Raw genomic sequence first — 553 nt, 5'->3', positions numbered from 1 at the left:
TTCCGAAAAATCGTCGGTCAAAGTGCGAAGTATAACTATCAACATGACCTAGGGTCTAAAATAATTTACTGACGCCAAACTTTTGATAAATTATCGAAAGTTTTTGGTGTCATGAGCTAGCTATTTTTACTGACGACATTGTCAGTGATAAAAAATTTACTGACAGTAATTGTCGGTAGCTAAAAAGAGAGAAATAATATGTCTGAAACTGAAAATCTTACTGTCCCCACTTATTATAGTGCGATTGACTGGAATTCTATTGAAGATTCAATCGATAAATACACTTGGGAGAAATTAACTAGCCAATTCTGGTTGGATACACGTGTTCCTGTCTCTAATGACTTGGACGATTGGCGTAAATTGCCACAGCTTGAGCGTGATACTTTTGCTAAAGCCTTCGCTGGATTGACTCTCCTTGATACTTTACAATCAGTAGATGGGGCTGAAGTCCTCAAACATGATGCGAGAACTCCTCAAGAAATTGCTTGTTTCAATAATATCCAATTTATGGAGTCAGTCCATGCTAAATCTTATTCCTTCGATTTTCTCAAGT

1 protein-coding gene is annotated in these 553 nt (G+C 36.9%); it reads left to right on the top strand.

Annotated elements, in window-relative coordinates:
• Positions 1-198 precede the first annotated feature (198 nt).
• Positions 199-553: ribonucleotide-diphosphate reductase subunit beta (locus BABA_RS12810; protein WP_007085614.1), on the top strand; the 355-nt coding region annotated here is incomplete at its 3' end.

It is taken from the genome of Neobacillus bataviensis LMG 21833 (assembly GCF_000307875.1).
Lineage (GTDB): Bacteria > Bacillota > Bacilli > Bacillales > Cytobacillaceae > Neobacillus > Neobacillus bataviensis.
This window is presented reverse-complemented; position numbering and strand designations above follow the sequence as displayed.